The sequence below is a fragment of the Glycomyces arizonensis DSM 44726 genome, from assembly GCF_000482705.1.
GTDB lineage: Bacteria > Actinomycetota > Actinomycetes > Mycobacteriales > Micromonosporaceae > Glycomyces > Glycomyces arizonensis.
In genome coordinates this window covers 1-22,900 of the sequence record NZ_KI519474.1, presented here as the reverse complement: position 1 = coordinate 22,900, position 22,900 = coordinate 1, and the positions used below count along the sequence as shown (strand labels likewise).

The following is a 22,900-nucleotide window of genomic DNA, read 5'->3' as shown; positions in this document are numbered from 1 at the left end:
ACGCCGGACGGTCGCGGTGCTTACCCTGTGTGACAGCACGAAGGCAGGAGCGTCGACATGCCCGCGAAGGACAAGCGCGACCGCGAGACCGACAGGCCCGAGACCCACGAGCCCGAAACCGACGAGCTCGAGACGGGCGAGCCCCGGGAGCCGAGCGCGGTGGTCGAACCGGACGTCTACCTCGACGTGCCGCAGGTCGACGTCGACGAGCTGGTCGTCGACGTCGACGACCTGCGGGCGCGCGTGTCGCTGAGCGTCGAGGTGCTCGACCTGGTCAGGCTCAACGTGGGCGCGGACGTCGCGCTCGGCAAGGTGCACCTCGACCTCAAGGGCGTGCACGCGCAGGCGCTGCTCAAGGTGCGGCTCGACCGCGTCGCCGAGATCGTCGCGCGGGTGCTGGCGACCGTCGACCGGAACCCGCAGGTCCTGGAGCGGACCCTGTCCGCCGTCGAGCGGACGATCGCGCCGGTGACCGAGGGCGGCCGGAGGGCCGTCGAGACCGTCGGCGAGGCGATCGAGTCCGTGCCGGGGACCGCCGAGCGCGTCGCTGGAAGCGACCAGAGGGACAGTGCCGGGGGCGGCGAGGAGGACGGCGGCGAGCGGAAGCCGAAGCAGCGCGCCGCCGAGAAGAAGACGGCCAGGAAGAAGGCGGCCAAGAAGGCCGCCAGGAAGCGGTCGTCGTGACCTCGCCCGAGCCCGACATCGAGTTCGCCTCGACCGTGGAGGCCCGCGAGCTGCGCTTCCGCGAAGCGCCGCGCACCGAGGTGACCTTCAGCGGCGAGCCGGGCCGGACGTCGGCGGAGCGCAGCCGCCGCGTGAACCTGCCCGAGCCGGTCGAACCCGGCGTCGACTACCGCGACGTGCGCGTCGAGTACCGCTTCGAAGTGAGCGCCGAACCCGACGAGCCGGACGCCGCTCGGGCGCCCCGGACGTAGACGGCGGTCGGCGTCGCCCCGCGCGGGGCCTAGTTCGGCTCGTTCCAGTGGCGCCCGCTGAGCAGCCGCAGGCCGTTGAGGCCGACGATGACCGTTGAGAGCTCGTGCCCGGCGACGCCGAGGACGAGCGGAAGGTGGCCGGCCAGGTCCCAGGCGGTGAGGACGGCGATGACGGTCGCGGCGAAGACGAGGTTGGCTCGGGCGACGCGGCGGGCCTTGCGGGCCAGGTCGAGCGCCGCCGGGAGCGCGGTGAGGCGCTGCCCGGCCAAGACGATGTCGGCGGTCTCCAGGGCGAGATCGGAGGCGTTGCCGCCCATGGCGACACCGACGTGGGAGGCGGCCAGGGCGGGGGCGTCGTTGATGCCGTCGCCGCAGTAGAGGGTCCTCGTCCCGGCGAGCCGGTCGGCCTTGTCGCCGGGCAGCAGTCCCGCCTCGACGTCGCCGATGCCGACCTCGGCGGCGACGCGGCGCGCGGCGGCCGGGTGGTCGCCGGTCAGCAGCCGCGGCGCACCGGCGAGCCGCTCGCCCAGCTCCCCGATCGCCCGGGCCGCCTCGGGGCGGACCGTGTCGGCCAGGCCGATGACGCCGACGGGGCGCTTGTCGGCGACGGCGACCGCGACGGTGAGCCCTTCGGCCTCCATCGCGGCCACCGCCGCGCGGGCGTCGCGGTCGTCGGTCCCGTCGAGCAGGACGGGGTGTCCCACGAGGACGTCGACGCCGTCGACGCGGGCGCGGACGCCCCGCCCGGGCAGGGCCTGGAAGTCCTCGGCGCCGCTCGCGTCGCCGAGCGCGGCGAGGACGCGCCCGAGCGGGTGCTCGGAGCGGGCCTCGGCGGCGGCGATCAGGCGCCGCAGTTCGGCTTCGGTGCCGTCGAGGACGGTGAGGCGTTCGACGCGGGGCCGCCCGTTGGTGAGGGTGCCGGTCTTGTCGAACGCGGCCCGGTCGGCCTCGGCGAGCCGCTCGATCACGAGGGCGCTCTTGACGAGCGCGCCGCGGCGCCCGGCGAGGGCGACGGCGGCCAGGAGCGGGGGCATGGTCGCCAGGACGATCGCGCAGGGGCTGGCGACGATCATGAAGGTCATGGCGCGCAGCAGGGACGGCTCGAACGCCGCCCCGGCCAGGAGCGGGACCGCCAGCAGCGCGAGGGTGGCGGCGACGACGGCGAGCGAGTAGGGCTGCTCGACGCGTTCGATGGTCAGCTGGGTCTTCGACTTGGCCTCGGAGGCCTCCTCGACCTGGCGGGCGACGCGGGCCAGGACGGAGTCGGCGCCCGCGCGTGTCACGAGCACTTCGAGCGCCCCGGTGCCGTTGACGGTCCCGGCCAGGACGTTCGATCCGGGGGCCTTGCGGCCGGGCAGGGCCTCGCCGGTGAGCGTCGACTCGTCCACTTCAGACTCCCCGGCGGTGACCGTGCCGTCGGCTGGCACGCGGTCGCCGGGCCGGACCAGGGCCACGTCGCCCGGGGCCAGGTCCGCGGCGTCCACGGTCTCCTCCCGGCCGCCGGTGAGGCGCACGGCCCGGTCGGGGGCGTGTTCGAGCAGGGACCGGACCGAGTCGGCGGTCCGCTCGGTCAGGACCGCCTCCAGCGCGCCGGAGGTCGCGAAGATGACGATGAGCAGGGCTCCGTCGAACCACTGCCCGATCGCCGCGGCCGCGACAGCGGCGATGACCATGAGCAGGTCGACCTCGAAGCGGGGCTTGCGCAGCGCGGTCAGTCCCTCCCAGGCCGGGCCCCAGCCGCCCGCGGCGTAGCACGCGAGGTAGGCGGGCAGCCACGCCCACGCGGGCGCACCGGCGAATTCGGCGGCGCCGCCGATCGCGAAGCAGGCGAGCGCGGCGGCGGCCCAGCGGACGTCGGCGAGCCGGAACATGGAAGCGAACATGCGCATCATCTTATATTCGCAATCACGCAGATATCAAGGTGCGGTAGGCTCGGCACATGCACGAAGGGCTGCCGAACTTCACCATGCCCGACGACGAGCAGGCGCGCGTCGCCGCCGACGCCCTGCGGATGCTCGCCGACCCCACCCGCCTCAAGCTCATGTGGGCGCTGCTCCAGGGCGAGGAGAACGTCGCCTGCCTCGCCGAGCTCACCGGCGCCCGCCCCACCGCCGTCAGCCAGCACCTCGCGAAGCTCCGCCTCGCCGGGCTCGTCACCACCCGGCGCGAGGGGACCTTCGTCTACTACTCGGCGGCCGACCACCACATCGAGCCGCTCCTGCGGCAGGCCCTGGCCCACGCGGGCCACGCCACGGGCCGGGACGCGGCGGCCGCGGCGGCGGACGCCGCTCGCTGAGACGACGAAGGGGCCCGCCGCGATCGCGACGGGCCCCTTCGGGTTTCCGGGTCAGGCGCCCAGCGCCTCGTCGATCTTGCGGGTCATCTCGGCCATCACGGGGCCCGGCTCGCCCTTGTGGGCGCGGTTCGCGGCCGCGACGGCGACCGTGATCGTGTTGCGGAAGTTCTCCGCCTCGGCCGCGTCCTGAGCTTCGAGCAGCCGCACCGACTCGGTGAGCGCGGGCAGGACCTGGTCGGCGATGGCGGCCGCGGACTTGCCCTTGATCTTCACACTCCCGGCCTTGTCGGCGATGACGTGCCCGACCGCACCGGTGGCGGCGTTCAGAGCCAGGGAGGCGTCGGTGGCGACCTTGTGCGCCGAGCCGGAGATGCCCGCGAAGGACAGCAGGGTGACGGTGCCCCAGGCGGCGGTGCGGATGGTGGTCTCGTCCTGGGCAGTGAGGGTGACGGTCATGGCGGTTGCTCCTTCGGTTCGGATCTCGTTGATGCGGCAACTATGGGCGGGCGGCCTGACACGGCACTGACACCGCGCTGACACGGCACCTGTCGGCGGCGCGCGACAGTGATGATTCATAAAAATTAAGTTTTTGATGTTGAAAACTTGAAGAAATCAAGATACAAATGAAGAACGAGGTCGTCGAGAGTGAGGGAACCGAGGATGGACTGGCAGGAGCTGACGGACTTGACGCGCGGCCGGGCGTTCGTGGTCGAGCGGGTTCGCTTGGCCGACAGCGGCATCGCGGTCGAAGGCGAGTTCGAGCCGCCGCAGCTGGCCAATCTCGGCGTCGAGGACCAGGTGTTCGTCGCCGCGTTCGTGCGGGCGCACGGCTCCATCAAGGAGATGGAGCGGATCTTCGGGGTGAGCTACCCGACGGTCAAGGCCCGGCTGAACCGGATCGGCGAGCGGCTCGACTTCGTCGACACCGATCCCGCCCCCACCCGCGCCGACGTCATCGAGCGGCTGCGTCAGGGCGAGATCAGCGTCCAGGACGCGCTGGACGAGCTGGAGCGGCCGCGATGATGCCGCAGATCGTGACGGTGCGCTACCGCAAGCGCGACGGGCGGTGGCGGCGCTGGTTCATCCCGGTGGTGCCGGTGGTGGTGCTGCTGTCGCCGCTGCTGCTCATCGCGGTGGTGGGCGGCATGGTCGTCTGCTTCTGCTACGAGATCAGTCCGACGGACGCGGTGCGCGGCGTGGGGCGGGTGCTGTGGGCGCTGCCCGGCACGCGGTTCGAGATGGAGCAGGGCCAAACGGCCGTGCTCGTGAGCATCAGGTGAGCCTGAGTATCGAGTGAGACTGAGCATTAGGTGAGACAGAGGAAAACGACATGAACGAGCAGCGACGCCAGATCCTCGAGATGCTGGCCGACGGCAAGATCACCGCGGACGAGGCCGAGCGGCTGCTCGGCGCCGTCGAGAGCGAACCGGACGAGTCGCCCGCGGCCGCGCCCCGCGCGAAGGCGCGGGTGAAGTACCTGCGGGTGGTGGTGCACGCCGAGGACGACGGCGCGGGCGGCGGGCCTTCCGACATCAACGTCCGCGTCCCGCTCCAGCTGCTGCGCGCCGGGGTCCGGCTCGCGAGCCTGCTGCCGCCGGTGGCGATCACGAAGGCCAACGAGGAGCTGAGCAGGGCGGGAGTCCCGATCGACCTGGCCGAGCTCAAGCCGCAGCAGCTGGAGGATCTCGTCGACGCCCTCGACGAGCTGACCGTCGACGTCGACGACGCCACCTCCAAGATCCGGGTCTTCTGCGAGTAGGGGACGCCGTGCCCTCCGGGGGCGCCCCGCGTCCATTATTAGTCCATATTAGACATATCTATGAGGAGTGAACCGCCGTGCTCGATCTCGGCCTGCTGCTCACCCTCTACCCCCCACCGAGACGAGGAGCCATGAACACCGCCGACCAAACGGCCATACGAGTACGGGGACTGCGGAAGTCCTACAAGGACCTGCACGTCCTGAGGGGCGTGGACCTCGACGTGGCGCGCGGCAGCATCGTCGCGCTGCTCGGATCCAACGGCGCGGGCAAGACCACGATGGTGCGCATCCTCGCGACGCTGCTCAAGCCGGACGGGGGCACGGCGAGCGTCAACGGGTACGACGTCGTGGCCGAGCCCGAGCGCGTGCGGGAGTCAATCAGCTTGACCGGGCAGTTCGCGGCCGTGGACGCGATCCTCACCGGCCGCGAGAACCTGGTCATGATCGCCAAACTGCGTCAGGTGGCCGAGCCCCGCACGGTCGCCGACGCCCTGCTCGAACGGTTCGGCCTCGCCGACGCGGCCGGGCGCCGGGTGTCGACCTACTCCGGCGGCATGCGCCGCCGCCTCGACATCGCCATGAGCCTCATCGGCGACCCGGCCGTCATCTACCTCGACGAGCCGACCACCGGCCTGGACCCCGAGGGCCGCCTCGAAGTGTGGCAGGTGGTCCAGGACCTCGCCGACGGCGGCACGACGGTCCTGTTGACGACCCAGTACCTCGACGAGGCCGAGAAGCTCGCCGACCGCATCGCGATCCTGCACGAGGGCGCCATCATCACCTCCGGCACCCTCGCGGAGCTGCGGGAGCTGCTCCCGCCCGCGAAGGTCGAATACGTCGAACGGCAGCCCACGCTGGAGGAGATCTTCCTGTCCATCGTCGGCGGCAAGGCCACCAGCGGCAGCGAGGAGGAGCGGCGATGAGCGCGCGCACCTACAGCGGCACCGGCGTGATGCTCGGCCGCTCCCTGCGGCACATCACCCGCAGCATGGACACCGTCATCACGGTCACGGTCATGCCGATCGCGATGATGCTGCTGTTCGTCTACGTCTTCGGCGGCGCCATCGAGGCGGGCACCGGCGACTACGCGAACTACCTGATGCCCGGCATCCTCCTCATCGCGATCGCCAGCGGCGTCGCCTACACCTCCTACCGGCTCTACAACGACCTGCAGAGCGGCATCTTCGAACGGTTCCACTCCATGCCGATCGCGCGCTCGGCCGCGCTGTGGGGGCACGTGCTGACCTCGGTGGTGTCCAACGCGATCTCGGTGGCCCTCATCGTGCTGGTGGGGCTCCTCGTGGGCTTCCGATCCTCGGCGGGCCCGCTGGCGTGGCTCGCCGTGGCCGGGATCCTCGTGCTGTTCACGCTCGCGCTGACGTGGATCGCGGTGATCGCCGGACTGTCGGCGTCCTCTCCGGACGGCGCGAGCGCCTTCTCCTACCCGATCGTCTTCCTGCCGTTCGTCAGCTCGGCGTTCGTCCCCACCGACACGATGCCCGCGCCGGTGGCGGCCTTCGCCGAGCACCAGCCGGTCACCTCCATCGTCGACACGATCCGGGACCTGTTCGCGCAGCGACCGGTAGGCAACGACATCTGGATCGCCCTGGCGTGGTGCACCGGCGTCCTCGTCGTCGCCTACGCGATCGCCACGGCCGTCTACCGGCGCAAGATCGCCTGACCCCCCGGCTAATGCCACTGCGGCGCGGGGCGGCCGAGGAGTTCGGGGAGGACCTCGGGCAGCGGTCGCGGGGACCTGCCCAGGAGTCGGGCGAGCGCCGGGTCGGTCCCGGCGAACTCCCCGGCGCGGGCGGCGAGGAAGAAGCCGAGCATCATCTCGACCGCGATGTCGGGCAGCCCCCGCTCCTTCATGCGGCTGCGGTAGTCGTCGTCACTGAGCCGCTCGGTGGCGACCGGCCGGTCCCCGGCGGCCATCGCGGCGACCTCGGGGAGCGTGTAGGTGGCCTCGGCGGTCAGCGGCGGGGTCGGGCCCTCGAAGACGGCCTCCCCGGCGAGGAGGATCGCGGCGGCCTCGGCGAGGTCGTTCACGTCGGTCCAGGCGACGGGCCCGTCTGCGGGGATCGCGAGGGTTCCTTCGGCGGTGTCGCCGAGCATCATGGGGGCGCTGGAGGCGTGGAAGCCGTCGCGCAGCGAGGTGAACGGGACGCCGGTGGCGGCCAGGTACTCCTCGGTGGCGGTGTGGTCGCGCACGGGGACGAACGAGGAGTCCGCGCTCGCGGCCATGTGGCTGGTGTAGAGGATGCGGCGCGCCCCGGCGCCGACCGCCGCGTCGATCGCCGTGCGGTGCTGGCGCACGCCCTCCTCGCCGAGGGTGTCGCACGAGACGATGAGGACCCGCGAGGCGCCTTCGAAGGCGTGCTCCAGGCTCGACGCGTCGGTGAAGTCGCCGTGGCGCACCCGCACCCCGCGGTCGCTGAGTCCCTTCGCCCGCTCCGGGTCGCGCACGCTGACGCCGATCTGGTCGGCGGGAAGGCGCTTGAGCAGGTGCTCGACGGTCCCGCCGCCGAGTCGGCCGTTGGCTCCGGTCACGATGATCACTGGTAACCTCCAATTGTTTCCGTTGATATCGCCACGACCGTACCACCGGAACGGTATCGCCGCAAACACGATCCTGTTATCATCGGAATCATGGAAACGGGGACCGCGGAGGGACACCGCGAGCGCATCATGGCCGCCGTCACCCGGCTGCTGGCCGAGGGCGGGTTCGAGGCGGTCTCGACCCGCGCCATAGCCGCCGCGGCCGGGGTGCAGCCGCCGGTCATCTACCGCCTATTCGGCGACAAGCAGGGCCTGCTCGACGCGGCCGCCGCCCACGGTTTCCGCGAGTACCTGGACGACAAGACCTTCCTCGAACCCACCGCCGACCCCGTCGGCGACCTGCGCACCGGCTGGGACCTGCACCTCGAGTTCGCCCTGGCCAACCCGGCGCTCTACACGCTGATGTACGTCCGGCCCCGCGCCGCCGAGACGTCACCGGCGGCCCGGTCCGCCTTCGCGGTCCTCGCCGGGCACATCCGCCGCATCGCCGAGGCCGGGCGCCTGGCCGTCCCCGAGGACCGCGCCGCGGCCCTGATCCACGCCACCGGCACCGGCACGGCGCTCACCCTCATCGCCACCCCCGCCGAGCACCGCGACCCGCAGCTCTCGCTGAGCGCCCGCGAGGCGGCCATCGCCGCGATCACCACCGACGCCCCCGCCACCGCCGACCCCGGACCCGTCGCGGCCGCCGTCGCCCTCCGCGCCGCGCTGCCGCGGACCGACGCCCTGACCGACGCCGAACGCGGCCTCCTGCGGCAGTGGCTCGACCGGATCGCCGACTCCCCCAGTAGCCCGGAGACGTAGCCGCCTCGTCTTCTCGACGGTCGGTGCGCGTGTGGCCTGTGGCGATAAACTGCCGCGATGAGCCGTACCCCTGACCCCGAAGGTCCACTGACCATCGCCCAACTCGCGCAGCTCGCTGGCGTCTCCAGCGCCACGGTGAGCAAAGTGGTCAACGGCCGCTCGGACGTCGCGGCCACGACCAGGGAGCAGATCGAGGACCTCATCCGCCGCCGCGGCTACCGGCGCCAGCGCCGCCCGACCAAGCCGTCCGCGCTCATCGACGTGCTCTTCCACGAGCTGCGGGGGCTGTACGCGATCGAGGTCCTCAACGGCGTCGAGGAGGTGGCCAGGCGGCACCGGCTCGGCGTCGTCCTCTCCGAGATGGGCGGGCACCACGTCCCCGGCCAGGGCTGGATCGAGCAGGTCCTCGCCCGCCGCCCCGCCGGGGTCATCTCGGTGTTCTCGGGGCTGACCACCGAGCAGAGCGAGCGCCTCTACAGCCGCGACATCCCGCTGGTGCTCCTCGACCCCACCGGCGACCCCGACCACGACGCGCCGTCGGTGGGGGCGAGCAACTGGAACGGCGGCCTCGCCGCCGCCAGGCACCTGATCGGGCTCGGGCACCGGCGCATCGCGGTGATCACCGGCCCGGCCCGCATGGAGGCCGCCAGGGCGCGCCTCGACGGCTTCCGGGCCGGGGCGGACCTCGCGGGGCGACCGCTCGACCCGGCGCTGGAACGCCACGGCGACTTCGAGATCGAAGGCGGCCGCGACCTGGCCGCCGAGCTGCTGCGCCTCGACGAGCCGCCCACGGCGATCTTCGCGGGCAACGACGGCATGGCCCTCGGCGTCTACCACGCCGCCGCGGAACTGGGCGTCCGCATCCCCGACGACCTCAGCGTCGTCGGCTTCGACGACCTGCCCAAGGCCCGCTGGACGATCCCGCCGCTCACCACGGTGCGCCAGCCGCTCAAGGAGATGGGCGCCGCCGCCGCGGACATGGTCGTCGCTCTGGCCGCGGGCGAGCCGCTGCCCCGGCAGCGCCTCGACCTCGCCACCGAACTGGTGGTGCGCGACAGCACCGCCGCGCCGCGCAACGGCTGAGCCCGCGTCGCTCACCGCTCAGGGCGAGGCGGTCGCGGCTTCGGCGAGGACGTCGGCGATCATCCGGTGCCCCTGCGCCTCGAAGTCCCGGTCACCGATCCCGTGGGTCCAGCACGCCGTGGCGATCGCAGAACGGGCGCGCCGGCGGAACCAGACATCACGCTCGCGCGGGTCGGTGCCGTAGCCGGAATGGAGGCTCCTTCACATTCACGCAGTGGCCGGATCCCAATACGATGAGGTGCATGCGAATTCCTCAATGGCTGTGGGGGTTGCTGATCACCACCGCGGTGGTCGCCGTGGTCCTCGCAGTGTCGTTGCAGCTGGCGTCGGCCTCGGACCAGGACTGGTACGAGGCGGCGACACTGGCGAGCGGCATGCTCGCCACGGTGCTGACGGGCGTCTCGATCGTCTTGGCCCTCAATCAGCGACGGGCCGGGGCCGAGGAGCCGATCGTCGAGGTGATCGCCAAGCTCCAGTTCAAGCGGGTCGGTGAGGAGATCGACCGGCTCGGCCTTTCAGGGGACGACTACATCGACGTCGAATGGTCCTACGACGACACCGGGAACGCTGCGGCCGAGGAGCGCGGCGAGCGGATTTCGGACGACTTCGGCACCGCGAGACTCGGGCTCGACTGGCTCGCGATCCGGCCGCGGCTGGGAGTCATCCTCGGCGACAGGGGCTCGGGGAAGTCCGTCACCGCGATGCTCCTGACGCACCAGCTGCTCCAGCTGCGTCACGACGACCGCGACCATGCGCGGCACATCCCGGTCCCCGTGCTGCTCCACGTGGGCGATTGGGACCCCGAGACCCCGCTGCCGGAGTGGGCGGCCGCCGAGCTCACCGATCAGTTCGACGTCGCCGATGCCGAGGTGGCCGAGGATCTGGTGCGGGACGGCGACCTGCTGCTCGTGCTCGACGGATTCGACGAGATTCCGCGTCCCAGGAGGAACAAGGCGCTCAAGCGGCTTCGTCGGCTCCTGACCGACACCCACTGCTCCGTGGTGCTGGCCTCGCGCATCACCGAATACGAGGACGCGCTGAAGCGGGCCGGGCGATTTCCCTCGACGGCGGTGATCACGCTCGGCACGGTCGCGCCGGAGCAGGCGAAGCGGTTCCTCCTGGACGGCACCCAGGCCGAAGGCCATTGGGCTCCGATCATCGACCTGATCGACGAGCACGGCAGCGCCGTCGCCAAGGCGCTCGAATCGCCCTTGATGGTGTACCTGTGCAGTGAGGTGTACAAGCACGATCGGCCGGACCGTGCCGTGCTGGCGCGGTTGAAGGACCGGGCCACGGTGGAGCGGCACCTGCTGTCCGCCTATCTGCCGGCGCTGTACGACGGCAGTGCGCACGAGGGCGGTCCGCGGTACGACCGGGACCGCGCCATACGATGGCTCCGGTCCATAGCGCGCCAACTCGAACAGGGCGACACGACTCGCTTCGCATGGTGGGAACTGTTCAATGCGGTTGCGCCGCAGCGATACAAGACCACAATCCAAATAGTTACATTTCTGCTGTCCTGGCCGCTGCTCTTCTTGGCGTTCGGTCCGCTGTTCACCTCGATGTCCGGCCTGCCGAGAGGGATCGGACTTGCCGCGGCGTCAGCGGTCGTGATCGCCTGGGCGGTCAGCTGGGTGGGCGCCGACATGCGGCGAGACGTCGATCGGCAGAACGAGGGGCCGCAGTACCTGACGTTCAGGCGAGAGCAGTTCTCGTCCAGAGTGGCGCGGCGCTTCGTGTATCCATGGCTGATAGCGATGCCGGCCGTTGTGCCGACGTTCTGGTGGACGACCGGATCGGCCTCCTTGACCATTGCGGCGCTGGGGTACATGCTGCTGGTCGCCTTGATCGCGCTGGTGAACGGCGCTCGGTCGGTTCACCACCTGCAGATACTCGGTCCGCGGCGCGTGCTTTCCAGTACGCGCAACGCCACTGCGGTGACGACCGTGCTGTACGCGATCGCCGTGGGCCTGTTCCTCTGGGCGTGGTTCGGCGTCGTTCTCGACTACGAGCGCGCAGTGTGGGCGGGCCTGAGCTTCGGGTTGATGTCGGTGACGGTCTCGACCCTCCTCTCCCCGGCCACCTGGCATCTGTACCGGACGGCGCATCTGGACCTCGCGTGCTCCAGGCCGAGCCGCCTGCCGTTGCGGCTCATGCGCTTCCTCGAAGACGCCCACCGGAGAGGCGTGCTCCGGCAGGTCGGTGCCACCTATGAGTTCCGGCACGGCGAGCTGAAGGCCCTCTTGACCGCGCCGATTCCCAGCGCGGGCAAAGCCTGACGCCGCGGCCTCGGTTCGGTCAGGACCGGCGAGTTGCCTGGAACACGGGCACGCCCGCTCACTGCCGTGTCGTTCGAGCGGGCAGGCCGTAGGCCCGGGTGAGGAGGGCGTCGAACCAGCGCCGCGGCAGCAGGACCTTGAGCAGCGGGATCGCCGTGCCGCCCCGGCCGACGCCGTAGCGCGGTCGCGGCGAACGGGCGCGGGCGATCGCACTGACCAGGCGGCCGACCCGGCGCGGGTCGCCTCCGTTCTCCAGGCCGCGCCGCAGCGTGCCCCGGGCGGCCTCGCGGATCGCGTCGTAGTCGGCGATCGCGTGCTCGGACGCCGTAGCCGCCTCTACCACGGGCGTGACGAACGCGCCGGGCTCGACCAGCGACACCGATATCCCCAAAGGACGCACCTCGTATCCCAGGGCCTCGGTGTACCGGGCGAGCGCGGCCTTCGCGGCCGCGTAGAAGCCCTCGCCGGGCTCGCCGACCCAGGCGGCCAGCGAGCCGATGTTGACCACTCGCCCCGCACCGCGCTCGCGCATCCCGGGCAGCACCGCGTCGGTCAGGCGCACCACGCCGAAGAAGTCGGTCGCGAACACGTCCCCCGCCTCGTCGATCGACGTCTCCTCGGCGAGGCCCTCGTGCATGACCCCGGCGTTGTTGACCAGCACATCGATCCGCCCGGCCCGGTCCAGCACCCGCTCGACGCACGAACGCACCGACTCCGGCGAGGTCACCTCCAGCCGCAGCATCTCGACCCCGTCCCGGTCGGCGCGGTCGCGGCGGCTGGTGCCGAAGACGCGGAACCCGTCACCGGCCAGCGCCCGCGCGATCTGCTCGCCGATTCCCGAGGAGGCGCCGGTCACCAGCGCGACGGGGCGTGAGTCCACGATGTTCCTCCGAGGGTGTCAGGTTCTGGGGGCGTACATGATCACGGCGACGCCGAGCAGGCACAGGCCCGCCCCGATCAGGTCCCACCGGTCGGGGCGGAAGCCGTCGACGGCCATGCCCCAGGCCAGGGACCCGGCGACGAAGATGCCGCCGTAAGCGGCCAGGATGCGCCCGAAGTTCGGATCGGGCTGGAAGGTCGCGACGAAGCCGTAGGCGCCCAGGGCCATGATCCCGGCGGCGATCCACAGCAGACCCCGGTGCTCGCGCACGCCCTGCCAGACCAGCCAGGCACCGCCGATCTCGGCGAGGGCGGCCAGCGCGAACAGCAGGATCGATCGGGCGACGTCCACGGGCACGACCCTACCGATCACGGTCCGGACGCGGGCTGGGGGAACGGCAGCGGGCACTCCGGCGCGGCCGCGCAGGCGTCCAGGTCGTCGCACCCGGCGGACAGGGCCGCGCGCAGCAGGTCGGCGACGGCCTCGAGTTCGGCGATGCGCTCCTCGACTTGGGCGAGCTTGGCGCTCGCGCCCGCTCTGAGACCGCCGTCGGGGCGGCGGCGGTGTCGGCGGGGATCGGTCAGGTCGGCGATCTCGTCGAGGGTGAACCCGAGCCGCTGGGCGGCCTTGATCACCCGGATCCGGGTGACGGTCTCGGCCGTGTAGAGCCGGTGGCCGCCCAGGGTTCGCGGCGGCCGCTCGAGCAGGCCGCGGCGCTCGTAGTAGCGCAGGGTCTCGCGGCCGATGCCGACGGCCGCGGCGACCTCGCCGGTCCTGAGCGCGGTGCTCATGACGGCGCTCCGGCCGCAGCGGACTGGGCGGCCAGGCCGTCGAGGACACCGGCCCGGGTTTCGGGCACCGCCACTTCGAGGACGAGGCGGCCCTGGGCCGCGGTGAGCGCGAACGTGAAGAAGCCGCAGCAGTCGGCCTCGCGCGCCGCGAGCGCGGCGGCTCGGGCGGCCACGGCCGGTTCGGGGACCAGCGCGAAGCGCAGCCGGGTCGGCTCGGGGCGCGCGATCGAGCGGACCGCGACGGCGAACAGGTCCTCGAAGGCGTCCAGGCGCATCGGCCGCTCGTCGCTCGGCAGGAGGCAGGCGTCGACCGGCACCCACGACGGTTCGCTCGCCGTCGCGTCCGGGGCGCGGTCCGGTCCAATGGCGGAAAGGTGCGGTGAGGTCATGGCTGGCGCCTTCCTGACGGGAATGCCCGTGTACTGGGCGGGCATCAACCGTAAACCCGTACCCCGGTACCGGTTGCCACCCGCGTACTTGCGAGCGGGCCACCGTCCTTTGCCTTCCGCATCCGGACCGCGCTCCCCGCCGCCTTGTCTACAGATACCCCCAGCAGATCGTGTAGGAGAGCTCGGGGAAGTCGGGGACGTCTTCGTAGGCCCAGCCCCAGCCGTTGCACCAGCTTTCGCCGTCGACGTCCTCATTGGTGCGGCCGGTGACGTAGACGTTGGCGTCGCCGCAGTCGGACACGAACTCGAAGTACGTGTAGTCGGAGTTCATGGACAGGCAGTCGTCGATCTCGGCGTACCCGGCGTCGCCGCTGGCGTAGATCATCGTCAGGCACAGCGTCACGTCCAGATAGGACTGACCGGTGGAGTAGCTCATACTGTAGATGTAGTAGGTCGAATCGCTGCACGCGCTGGCGCTGGACTCGCCTTCGAGGCGTTCGATGACCTTGAACGCGCCGTCCTGGCAGTCGATGACGTTCCACGGGGTGTCCGGAGTGGAGTATCCGTAGACGCAGTCGTCGACCTGGGCGTGGTACGCGTCGTCGCCCGCGATCGCGGTGTAGCTCAGGCACAGCACGCGGTTGGCCTCGGTGGAGGAGACCGCGGTGTCGACGGCGGCCACGTCGTCGCAGGCCGACAGGTCGGTGGTGCCCTCGACGATGTCGATCGCCTCGAAGGTCCCGGCCCCGCAGGCGGTCGCCTCCAGATCCGCGGTGGTCTCGTCGCCGTAGTCGTAGAAGCAGTCGCCGATCACGGCGTCCGCCACCGGGTCCGGCACAGCCGGCTCGGTCGGATCGGAGCCGGAGGTGTCGCTTGAGGTGTCGGTGCCGGAGTCGGCGCCCGAGTCCGAGTCGGTGTCCGAGGCGATGCCGCCCGAATCCTCGGAGCGGTCCAGGACGAAGACGGCACCGGCGATCCCCAAGGCGATCACCAGCACTGCCCCGAGGGCGATCCCGATCCAGCCCGCGACCGGCATCCCCGAGCTCTGCGGCGGCATGGGCGCATACTGCGGCGGCATCCCGGGGGCGCCGGGGTACGGCCCTTGTCCCGGCGGGGGCGGGCCGGCCGGCGGGTACCCGATGTTGTGGGTCGTGTCCGGTGTCGGGGCGTATCCCATGCCGGGAGCCGGGTTCGGGCCGTAACCGGGATTGGGGTCGGGGTACCCGGGGGCCTGGCCCGGCACGTAGCCCGCGCCGGGGTCCGCGGGCGCGCCGTTCGGACCGTAGGGGTAGCCGGAGTCCGGGGGGATGTTCGCGTTGGGGTCGTAGGAGGAATTGGGGTCCATGACGCCATTTTGCCAGGTCGGCGCAACTCCCGCCTCGGAGCCGGAATCGGGCCGTTCGTCCACTGCGCATCCGGTGCGGGGCCGCTTCGGAGCGGCCCCGCACCGGACAGCACTGCGCTCCCGCTCAGTTCGAGCAGGTGATCTGCGCCGGAACGGCGTTCGGGTCGGACGCCGTTCCCTGGATGCCGAACGTCGCGGTGGCGCCGGGCGCCAGTCCGGAGGCGGAGACCGGGCTCGCGGCGGTCACCTGCTGTCCGTCCTGGACGATGTCGGCCTGCCACCAGTTGTAGAGGGCCTGGTCGCCTCCGTAGGTCCAGCTCACCGTCCAGGCGTCGATGACCGAGTCGCCGGTGTTCTCCACCGTCACGTCGGCTTGGAAGTTGCCCGGCCACTGGTTGGTGACCGCGTACGTCGCCTCGCATCCGCCTTCGACCGGCTCGTCGCTGGTCGGGTCGTCGTCGGTCGGCTCGTCGCTGGTGGGGTCATCGCTGGTGGGATCGTCACCGGTCGGGTCGCCGTCGTTCGGGTCCTCGCCCACCGGGTACACCAGGTGCGGCTCGATGAGGTCGTACTTCTGCTGATCGATGGTCCACCAGTCGTTCCCGGCGATCCCGCCGGTGTCGCCGGAGTTCGGGTTCCACGCCCAGTAGGTGAACGACATGCCGTTGGCCGACAGGTAGTCCAGCAGCGCCGACAGCCACTGCTCGTCCATCGGGTTCACCAGCGTGGAGCCGAACTCGCCCACCAGCACCGGCGCGACGTCCTGCTTGACCAGGTAGCCCCAGAAGTGGTCCCACACCTCCGGCAGGTTCTCGGGGAAGGCCGGGTCCTCGAACCACGGCTGCCGGTCGTAGACCGAGAGCGCGTAGTCGTGCGCGGAGTAGACCAGCTTGTTCGGCACGTCCAGTCGCACCGGGTACGCGGCGGCGCCGCTGAGGTTCCCGCCCCACCAGGTGCTCTCGTCGTCGGTCGCGGGGTCGTTGTCCCACGGGTTCGACAGGCCGCCGGAGAGCGTGCTGACGCCCTCGACGAGGATCAGCCAGTCGGGGTTGGCGGCGAGGACGGCGTTGCCGATGCGCTCGGCCGCCAGGCGCCAGTCCCGGTCGAGGTCGCCGCAGCCCCAGCAGGCGCCGGTCGCGTCGGGCAGCGTGCCCTCGGCGTGCGGTTCGTTGAAGAGGTCGGCGCCGACGACGGTCGGGTCGCCCGCGTACCGCTCGGCCAGCATGACCCAGTCGTCGATGATGCTCTGCTCGGAGACCTCGGGGGTGTGCCACAGCGGCGTCTGCCCCGCCGCGGTCGGGCGGTGCCGGTCGAGGATGACGCGCATGCCCCGGCTGCCCGCGTGCTCGATGACCTTGTCGAGGATCTCGAGCGGGCTCAGCCCTTCGAGGTCGGGGTTGGTGTAGTAGTTGACGCCCGCGGCCTCGGCGCCGGGCCGCAGCGAGTCGCCGGTGTAGGGGATGCGGAGGGTGTTGAAGCCGAGGTCGGCCATCCGGTCGATCTGGCCCTGCCAGGTGGCGGGCGCGCTGGCCCAGAGGCCGTGGAAGGTGTGGTTGTCGGTCTCCATGCCGAACCAGTTGATGCCGGTCAGCTGCACTTCGGCCCCGGTCTCGTCGACGATGCGGCTGCCGTCGGTGCTGAGGAAGCCGGTGCCGGTCCCCTGCACCTGGGCGCTCGCCGGGCTGGCCAGCACGACCGAGAACAGGCTGCCGGCGATCATGAGGGCGGCCGAGACGACCACGGCGCCGATCATCTTCCGGCGGTTCCTCGGCTTCCCTGGGGGTTCTCGCAACGGGGACATGTGCGCTCCTGATCGCAGCTGGGTTTGGGATCGCTCCCAATAGGGCCCCTTCATATTTATAGAATTAAATATTTATGTCAATACCCGATCGACCGATCGGTGATCGTACATTCGGCCGAGGCGGGCGCCCGCGAGCACGGGCGCACGGCGCCGTTCAGTCGCGCGTCTCGCGGACGAGTTCGAGGACGAGGGCCTCGCCGGGGGCGAGGAGGGGCGGTTGGAGGCCGACGTCGGCGAGGGCGGCGCCGGGCAGGAGCAGCCCGTCTCGCAGCCATGGCGGCGGTGTCTCGTCCAGTCCGCGGGGTGTGCGCAGTTCCGCCACCGGTGCCACGCGGTAGCGGGCGCGGGAGTCGAGTCCGGGGATGCGGAGCAGGGGGGCGAGGGCGCGGTTCGCGGTGGCGTGCCGGGCGAGGCGCACCACCGCGCGGCTGTGGTCCTCGGCGATGACGGCGGTGGCGTCGGCGCCGTCGTCGCCGGTGTCGGGGTGGGTGAGTCGGCCGGTGTGCAGCAGGCCCCGGAGGCGCCGGTAGCAGGCGATGCCGGAGCGCAGTTGTTCGAGTTCGGCTGGGGTGCAGGAGGTGAGGTCCCATTCGATGCCGGCGGAGCCGAACAGCGCGACCGCGATGCGGAAGTCGAGGCTCGCGGCCCGGTGCGTGGTGTGGGCGACCGGCGGTCCGATGTGGGAGCCGATGAGTTCGAGCGGGAGGAGCAGTTCGGTCCAGCGCTGGATCGCCAGGCGCTCGATCGGGTCGTTGGTGTCCGAGGCCCACACCCGGTCGGTGCGGTCGAGGATGCCCAGGTCCACTCGCGCGCCGCCGGAGGCGCAGGATTCGATCTCCAGCGCCGGGTGGCGGGCGCGGAGGTGGTCGAGCAGGCGGTAGACGGCCTCGGTGTGACGGTGGACGTTCGCCCGCCCGTCGTGGACGGCCTCGATCAGGTCGCGGTTCTGGTCCCATTTGATGTAGTCCAGCCGGTACTCGCCGACGATCGCCGAGATCGCGTCGAGCAGGTACTCGAACGCCGCGGGGTGGGCGAGGTTGAGCACGTACTGGCCCCTCCAGGCCCGGATCCCGGCGTCGAGGGGCTGGAGCATCCATTCGGGATGGTCGCGGGCGATCTCGGAGTCGGGGTTGACCATCTCGGGTTCGAACCACAGGCCGAACTGCATGCCCAAGGAGCGGACCCGGTCCGCGATCGGGTGCAGGCCCTGCGGCCAGATGTCGGGGTCGACGGTCCAGTCGCCCAGGCCCGTGGTGTCGTCGCGGCGGCCGCGGAACCAGCCGTCGTCGAGCACGAACCGTTCGACGCCGACCGCGGCGGCGGTCTCGGCGAGGGTTGCGAGCTTGCCGAGGTCGTGCTGGAAGTACACCGCTTCCCAGGTGTTGAGCACGACCGGGCGCGGCCCCTGCGGGTGGGCGGGGCGTGCGCGCACCGACTGGTGCAGGCGGACGCCGATGCCGTCGGTGCCTTCGTCGCTCCAGGCGAAGACCGCGGTCGGGGAGCGGAACGCTTCGCCGGGCGCCAGTGCGATCTCACCGGGGCGCAGCAGCGGCCCGGCGCCCAGGAGCGGCCCGGCCTCGGGGAGCGCGTCGTGGCGGTAGACCGCGTCGCCGCTCCAGGCCAGGTGGACGGCCCAGACCTCCCCAGCGTCGGCCGAGAACCCGCCGGTGCCTAGGGCGAGGACGTGCGGGGCGTCGTGGCCGGTGCGCCCGCGCCGGGTCTCGCGCACGTGGCTGCCTTGGGCGAGGGTCCGGCGCTGCGGGACCCGTTCGCGGGTCCAGCGGCCGGTGAAGTCGAGGACCTCGCCGACGCGGTCGCCGACCGGCAGCGCGGCCTCCAGGGCGGCGAGCGCGAGCGGTACGGCTCCGGTGTTCGTGACTTCGAGTTCGACGCGCACGATCCCGGCCGCGTCGAGGGCGATGGCGCAGTCGATGGCGAGGCCGTCCGCGGCTGCCCGCACGCGCAGTGCCCCGGGCCCCGTCTCGGTCTCGGTGACCGTCCACCGGGGATGTTCGGCGCGGCCGTCGCGGTGGGCCGCGAATCCGGGGCGCCCTTCCCAGCCGTCGTGCTCGCCCGGCAGGAGCGTGAGCGGCCACGGCTCGTCCAGAGCGCTCGGCGAGACCGGCCTGGACCGGGCCAGGCGCAGTTGGTCGAGATCGCCCGCGTCGAGCTCGCCGAGGTCCCTTCCCCAGTGCAGCACCTCGGGAAGGCCCGTCTCGGGCAGGTGCACGACCACCGCGACGCCGCCGCCGCGCAGGAGGCGGATCCGCTCCTCGGCGGCGGGATCGGCGGCTCCGCGCGGGTATGGGCGCCGGTCCCGTGCCGGGAGGGACGATACCGGTGCGATGGCGGACATCGACTCGTTCATGCGGGCCTCTCGGGGACGACTGCAACGGCCGACCCAGTATGCGCACGGCTTGTTGCTTTGTCAACGCATGAAACTAACGCTTGTCGAAGGTCTCAGAACTGGAGGCAGGAGCGGATGGCCAGCACGGCCCCGCCCCGGGCCCACTCTCCGAACTCGAACGGCTGGATGTCGAGGGTGATGGGGGCTCCTGTGGGGTGGCGGTGGGTCTCGATCGCGGCCTCCATCGCGGCCCGTGCGAGCTCGGTCACGGCGATGCCCTCGCCGGTGATGACGATCTTCTCCGGGTCCATGGTGTTCGCCACGGTCGCCACCAGCACCCCGAGCGCGCGTCCGGCGTCGCCGAAGGCCGCCATGGCCGCATAGTCGCCGTTCCGGGCGAGGTCCACGACCGCCTCGTAGTCGAGCCCGGGCGTGCGCAGTGAGGCGACGATGGACCAGTTCGTGAGATAGGAGCTGACGCAGCCGCGGTGCCCTCCGCAAGGGGGTCCGTTCGGGTCGACCAGCTGGTGGTCGACGCGGGCGCTCTTGCCGTGGGCGCCGGTGAGGACCTTCCCGTCCACGACCAGGCCCAGGCCGATGCCGGCGCCGACGGTGAGCAGCGCCATCGAGCCGAAGCCGGCCCCCACCCCGAACCAGTGCTCGGCTGCCGTCAGCGATCGCACGTCGTTCTCGGTGGCGACCGGTATGCCGAGGCGCCCCCGGACGAGTTCGGCGAGTTCGACCTGGTACCAGCCCAGGAACAGCGACTCCACGACGACCTGGCGCCCGTCCGCGTCGACGATGTCGCCGGCGAGGCAGATTCCCGCCGCCGTGATGTCCGGATGGGAGGGCTTGAGCCGGTCGTAGACCTCGCCGATCTGCGCGACGACGTCGTCGACGGCCTTGGAGCGCAGCGGCTCCTCATGGGAGGCGAGGGGCTTCGCGGTGAGGTCGGTGACCACGGCGAAGAGGTCCTCGCCGGTGAGCTTGATGCCGAGGAAGCTCCGCGCGTCGGGGCGGACGTGGAGCAGCTCGCTGGGCCGACCGGTGGCCCCGCGCAGCTCGGCGGCGCCTTCGGCGACGAAGCCGTGGTCGACCAGCGTGCGGGTGACGCGCGTGAGGCTCGCGCGCGACATGCCGAGCTGCCGCGCGATCTCGGCCCGCGACTTCGGGCCGTGGACCAGCAGTTCGCGCAGGGCTTGGCGTTCGACGCCGCCGAGGGCCGGCCACGGTTCGGACTCCCCGTTCGAGTGTGCCGTTGCACTCGTCATTTCAAGCTCCTCGCTTTGTTTCGGACCAAGCTTCTCTACTCTACGCCCACAGTCCTGTTAGGCGATTTATGCGCAATTTAGGCGATTCCAGTTCAGAATCGAGGTCGACTTGATTTCATGTATTGACAAAGTGAGGGAAGGCTGTGTAGCGTACGGCGCACGAGGCGCGCCATGCAAATACATCGATCCTGACGTGGCCGACCCGGACGAATCCGCATCCCCTTACCGAAGACGAGGACGACAACATGGCTACTCCCCCCGGCGGCTCCCCGCTCCGGCGCCGCTCCCTGTTCAAGGCCGCCGGCCTCGGCACCGCCGGCGCCGCCGGCGTTCCTCTGATGTCCGCCTGCGGCGAGGTCAGCGGCGGCGACGGCAACGTCCAAGAGCTCGACCAGACCCTCGACATCCTGCCCGAATACAAGGAATGGCCGCTGCCGATCGAGCCGGACCTGGTCGGCGACCCGCCGGACCACCCCAGCGGATACCTCGCCTACCCCAACCCGCCCGCGCAGGCGATCCCGAACCCGCCGAACAACTCCGGCTCCTACCAGGTCTACGTCCCCAACTGGGGCCCGACCCTGTCCAAGGACGACCCGTACCTCCTCGCGATGCAGGAGGCCACGGGCGGCACGAAGATCGAGTTCGTCCAGAGCGACGGCGAAGCGTTCTCCGAGGCGTCGACCCAGTGGATCCAGGCCGATGAGTTCGGCGACGCGATCTTCATGTTCGGGTGGATGACCGGCTCGCACGCCAACTTCAACGAGACCGTCGTCAACCGGTTCGCCGACATCACCGGCATCGTATCGGGCGACATCGCCGAGCGCTGGCCGCTGCTGGCCGGTCGCGGCGACGCCGCCTGGGCCGACTCGGTCTGGTCGAGCGACCCCGAGAACCCCACCGAGACCGCCGGGATCTACGGCGTCCCCTGGACGCTGCTGGGCGGGCCCGGCAACGCCTTCTTCCACCGCGCCGACCTGCTGGCGGAGGACGGATTCGCGGTGCCGACCACCGTCGAGGAGCTGCTGGAGACCGCCCGCGCCTGGTCGGACGACCGGGCCGGCAGATGGGCCATCGGCGGATCCGACTACATGTCCAAGGCATGGTTCCGACTCGAGGCCACGGGCTGGCTGTGGGACGGCTCGGGCCTGGTCCACAACTACGAGCGCCCCGAGTTCAAGGAGTGGGTCGCCTTCCACCGCACCCTGACCGACGAGAAGCTGCGCCACCCCAGCGTCGGCAGCGCCGACTTCGACGGCAAGACCCTCCAGCGGACCGGCGAGGTCCTGTTCGACCAGGACGGCTGGAGCCGCTGGTGGCAGATGACCCAGCAGGTCCGGGCGACCGGTGAGAACCCCGACTTCGAACTCGGCCCGGTGGGCGCGCTCACCTACTCCGGCCGCGAGCCGATGTACCACGCCGCCCGAGGCGTCGGCGGCTGGCTGTTCTTCAGGAAGGACCTGGGCGAGGACGCGATCGCCGAGCTGCTCGACGTGTCGAACTACGCGGCGGCCCCCTACGGGACCAAGGAGTACGAGACGACCTTCTTCGGCTTCGAAGGCCAGCAGTTCGAGTACGACGAGAACGGCAGGCCCGCGTTCACCGAGGCGGGCATCGAGGGATTCCAGGACTCGCTGTGCTACACCGCGATGAGCGGCGCCACCGAGTACCTGCTCGAAGGACCCGCCGACATCGTCGAGGCCCGCTTCGCGTTCGACGAGGCCATCCAGCCCTATCTGGACGAGAACCCGTTCCAGGGGCTGCGGCTGACCGGCCCCGAGGCCGGCACCAATGCCGGAGCGGTCTTCGACGAGAAGGCCAAGGACATCATGTACGGCCGGGCCGAGCTCAGCGAGCTCGACGCGGCCATCGAGACCTGGAAGGCCGACGGCGGCGACGAGGCCCGCGAGTTCTACGAGAAGGCCTACAAGCAGCTCCACGGCGAGTGAGGGGACGGGGCGGAACTCCGGTTCCGCCCCTTCGCATACCACTGAGGACGGTCCAGCAAGCGATTCCCATCGGAGACGACGAGGGCGATATGGCAGTGACAGCAGCACGGGCGGGGCGCGCCGCCGGGGCATCGACGAAGCGCAGGGCGCCGGGGGCCGGGCGTCGGCCGCTGCGGCATCGGCTGCGGCGGGACTGGCCGCTGGTGGTGCTCGTCGTGCCCGCGATGGTGCAGTTGGCGGTCTTCTTCTACACCCCTTCGGCTTACAGCGTCATCGCGTTCATGGACTACAGTCCGTACCGGCCGCTGTGGGCGAACCCGATCATCGGGTTCACGCACTTCCAGATCCTGTTCGCAGACCCGTACTTCGTCGACGCGCTGCTCAACACGCTGCAGTTCGCCTTCGCGCAGCTGCT

At 71.2% G+C, this 22,900-nt stretch carries 23 protein-coding genes and 1 pseudogene; 13 read left to right on the top strand and 11 right to left on the bottom strand.

What is annotated here, in order from left to right:
* Nucleotides 1–57: 57 nt before the first annotated feature.
* Nucleotides 58–684, top strand: coding sequence for a hypothetical protein (locus H613_RS32920; RefSeq protein WP_084546817.1), 627 nt, complete (start codon nucleotides 58–60; stop codon nucleotides 682–684).
* On the top strand, nucleotides 681–935 hold the full coding sequence (locus H613_RS0120720; RefSeq protein WP_084546816.1) for a hypothetical protein: 255 nt from the start codon (nucleotides 681–683) through the stop codon (nucleotides 933–935). The genes H613_RS32920 and H613_RS0120720 overlap by 4 nt, the downstream gene beginning before the upstream one ends.
* Nucleotides 936–964: 29 nt before the next feature.
* On the opposite strand, the gene H613_RS0120715 is transcribed toward H613_RS0120720, so the two are convergent.
* On the bottom strand, nucleotides 965–2,818 hold the full coding sequence (locus H613_RS0120715; RefSeq protein ID WP_084546864.1) for a heavy metal translocating P-type ATPase: 1,854 nt from the start codon (nucleotides 2,816–2,818) through the stop codon (nucleotides 965–967).
* Nucleotides 2,819–2,874: 56 nt separating this feature from the next.
* On the opposite strand from H613_RS0120715, the gene H613_RS0120710 reads away from it, so the two are divergent.
* Nucleotides 2,875–3,231, top strand: a complete 357-nt coding sequence (locus tag H613_RS0120710; RefSeq protein WP_026925280.1) for an ArsR/SmtB family transcription factor — start codon at nucleotides 2,875–2,877, stop codon at nucleotides 3,229–3,231.
* A gap of 51 nt (nucleotides 3,232–3,282) precedes the next feature.
* Here H613_RS0120710 and H613_RS0120705 read toward each other — a convergent pair whose 3' ends face one another.
* Nucleotides 3,283–3,687, bottom strand: a complete 405-nt coding sequence (locus tag H613_RS0120705; protein ID WP_026925279.1) for a hypothetical protein — start codon at nucleotides 3,685–3,687, stop codon at nucleotides 3,283–3,285.
* Nucleotides 3,688–3,891: 204 nt separating this feature from the next.
* Here H613_RS0120705 and H613_RS0120700 point away from each other — a divergent pair, with 204 nt between their 5' ends.
* The 5 genes from H613_RS0120700 to H613_RS0120680 all read left to right on the top strand — a co-directional run bounded on the left by H613_RS0120700 (nucleotide 3,892) and on the right by H613_RS0120680 (nucleotide 6,671).
* Nucleotides 3,892–4,254, top strand: a complete 363-nt coding sequence (locus H613_RS0120700; protein WP_026925278.1) for a DUF2089 domain-containing protein — start codon at nucleotides 3,892–3,894, stop codon at nucleotides 4,252–4,254.
* Nucleotides 4,251–4,511 carry a hypothetical protein gene (locus H613_RS0120695; RefSeq protein WP_026925277.1) on the top strand — a complete coding sequence of 87 codons (261 nt, stop codon included), beginning with the start codon at nucleotides 4,251–4,253 and terminating at the stop codon, nucleotides 4,509–4,511. The genes H613_RS0120700 and H613_RS0120695 overlap by 4 nt, the downstream gene beginning before the upstream one ends.
* Nucleotides 4,512–4,561: 50 nt before the next feature.
* Nucleotides 4,562–4,990 carry an SHOCT-like domain-containing protein gene (locus H613_RS0120690; RefSeq protein ID WP_026925276.1) on the top strand — a complete coding sequence of 143 codons (429 nt, stop codon included), beginning with the start codon at nucleotides 4,562–4,564 and terminating at the stop codon, nucleotides 4,988–4,990.
* Between the two features lie 131 nt (nucleotides 4,991–5,121).
* Nucleotides 5,122–5,913, top strand: a complete 792-nt coding sequence (locus tag H613_RS0120685) for an ATP-binding cassette domain-containing protein (protein ID WP_026925275.1) — start codon at nucleotides 5,122–5,124, stop codon at nucleotides 5,911–5,913.
* Nucleotides 5,910–6,671 (top strand): ABC transporter permease, encoded by a 762-nt coding sequence (locus tag H613_RS0120680; protein ID WP_026925274.1) that lies wholly within the window; start codon nucleotides 5,910–5,912, stop codon nucleotides 6,669–6,671. The genes H613_RS0120685 and H613_RS0120680 overlap by 4 nt, the downstream gene beginning before the upstream one ends.
* 8 nt (nucleotides 6,672–6,679) lie before the next feature.
* Here the strand turns inward: H613_RS0120680 and H613_RS0120675 are convergent, their stop codons facing one another.
* Nucleotides 6,680–7,549: an NmrA family NAD(P)-binding protein gene (locus H613_RS0120675; RefSeq protein WP_026925273.1), complete on the bottom strand. Its 870-nt coding sequence runs from the start codon at nucleotides 7,547–7,549 to the stop codon at nucleotides 6,680–6,682.
* Between the two features lie 90 nt (nucleotides 7,550–7,639).
* Here H613_RS0120675 and H613_RS32465 point away from each other — a divergent pair, with 90 nt between their 5' ends.
* The 3 genes from H613_RS32465 (at nucleotide 7,640) to H613_RS0120660 (ending at nucleotide 11,715) form a co-directional block, all read left to right on the top strand.
* Complete coding sequence (locus H613_RS32465; RefSeq protein WP_026925272.1) at nucleotides 7,640–8,353, top strand: TetR/AcrR family transcriptional regulator; 714 nt, start codon at nucleotides 7,640–7,642, stop codon at nucleotides 8,351–8,353.
* Between the two features lie 57 nt (nucleotides 8,354–8,410).
* Entirely contained in the window at nucleotides 8,411–9,436 is a 1,026-nt protein-coding gene (locus tag H613_RS0120665) for a LacI family DNA-binding transcriptional regulator (RefSeq protein WP_026925271.1), read from the top strand.
* A gap of 242 nt (nucleotides 9,437–9,678) precedes the next feature.
* Nucleotides 9,679–11,715 (top strand): NACHT domain-containing protein, encoded by a 2,037-nt coding sequence (locus tag H613_RS0120660; RefSeq protein WP_156926168.1) that lies wholly within the window; start codon nucleotides 9,679–9,681, stop codon nucleotides 11,713–11,715.
* Between the two features lie 58 nt (nucleotides 11,716–11,773).
* Here the strand turns inward: H613_RS0120660 and H613_RS28060 are convergent, their stop codons facing one another.
* From H613_RS28060 to H613_RS0120620, 8 genes are all read right to left on the bottom strand, one after another.
* Entirely contained in the window at nucleotides 11,774–12,595 is an 822-nt protein-coding gene (locus H613_RS28060) for an SDR family NAD(P)-dependent oxidoreductase (RefSeq protein WP_035738853.1), read from the bottom strand.
* 18 nt (nucleotides 12,596–12,613) lie between these two features.
* On the bottom strand, nucleotides 12,614–12,946 hold the full coding sequence (locus tag H613_RS0120650) for a YnfA family protein (RefSeq protein ID WP_026925269.1): 333 nt from the start codon (nucleotides 12,944–12,946) through the stop codon (nucleotides 12,614–12,616).
* A gap of 17 nt (nucleotides 12,947–12,963) precedes the next feature.
* Nucleotides 12,964–13,386, bottom strand: a complete 423-nt coding sequence (locus tag H613_RS0120645) for a MerR family transcriptional regulator (RefSeq protein ID WP_026925268.1) — start codon at nucleotides 13,384–13,386, stop codon at nucleotides 12,964–12,966.
* Nucleotides 13,383–13,775, bottom strand: coding sequence for a hypothetical protein (locus tag H613_RS28055; protein WP_211234912.1), 393 nt, complete (start codon nucleotides 13,773–13,775; stop codon nucleotides 13,383–13,385). The genes H613_RS0120645 and H613_RS28055 overlap by 4 nt, the downstream gene beginning before the upstream one ends.
* Nucleotides 13,776–13,923: 148 nt before the next feature.
* Entirely contained in the window at nucleotides 13,924–15,120 is a 1,197-nt protein-coding gene (locus tag H613_RS0120635) for an LppU/SCO3897 family protein (RefSeq protein WP_026925267.1), read from the bottom strand.
* Nucleotides 15,121–15,244: 124 nt separating this feature from the next.
* The gene (locus tag H613_RS0120630; RefSeq protein WP_051393629.1) at nucleotides 15,245–16,921 is read right to left on the bottom strand and encodes a cellulase family glycosylhydrolase; all 1,677 of its coding nucleotides are present in this window, start codon (nucleotides 16,919–16,921) and stop codon (nucleotides 15,245–15,247) included.
* Nucleotides 16,922–17,075: 154 nt separating this feature from the next.
* The gene (locus H613_RS0120625; protein WP_084546863.1) at nucleotides 17,076–19,277 is read right to left on the bottom strand and encodes an alpha-galactosidase; all 2,202 of its coding nucleotides are present in this window, start codon (nucleotides 19,275–19,277) and stop codon (nucleotides 17,076–17,078) included.
* Between the two features lie 104 nt (nucleotides 19,278–19,381).
* Nucleotides 19,382–20,539: an ROK family transcriptional regulator gene (locus H613_RS0120620; RefSeq protein WP_084546815.1), complete on the bottom strand. Its 1,158-nt coding sequence runs from the start codon at nucleotides 20,537–20,539 to the stop codon at nucleotides 19,382–19,384.
* 245 nt (nucleotides 20,540–20,784) lie between these two features.
* On the opposite strand from H613_RS0120620, the gene H613_RS0120615 reads away from it, so the two are divergent.
* Nucleotides 20,785–22,485: a type 2 periplasmic-binding domain-containing protein gene (locus H613_RS0120615; RefSeq protein ID WP_026925263.1), complete on the top strand. Its 1,701-nt coding sequence runs from the start codon at nucleotides 20,785–20,787 to the stop codon at nucleotides 22,483–22,485.
* Between the two features lie 95 nt (nucleotides 22,486–22,580).
* A pseudogene (locus tag H613_RS28050) lies at nucleotides 22,581–22,900 on the top strand (sugar ABC transporter permease); the annotation flags it as partial.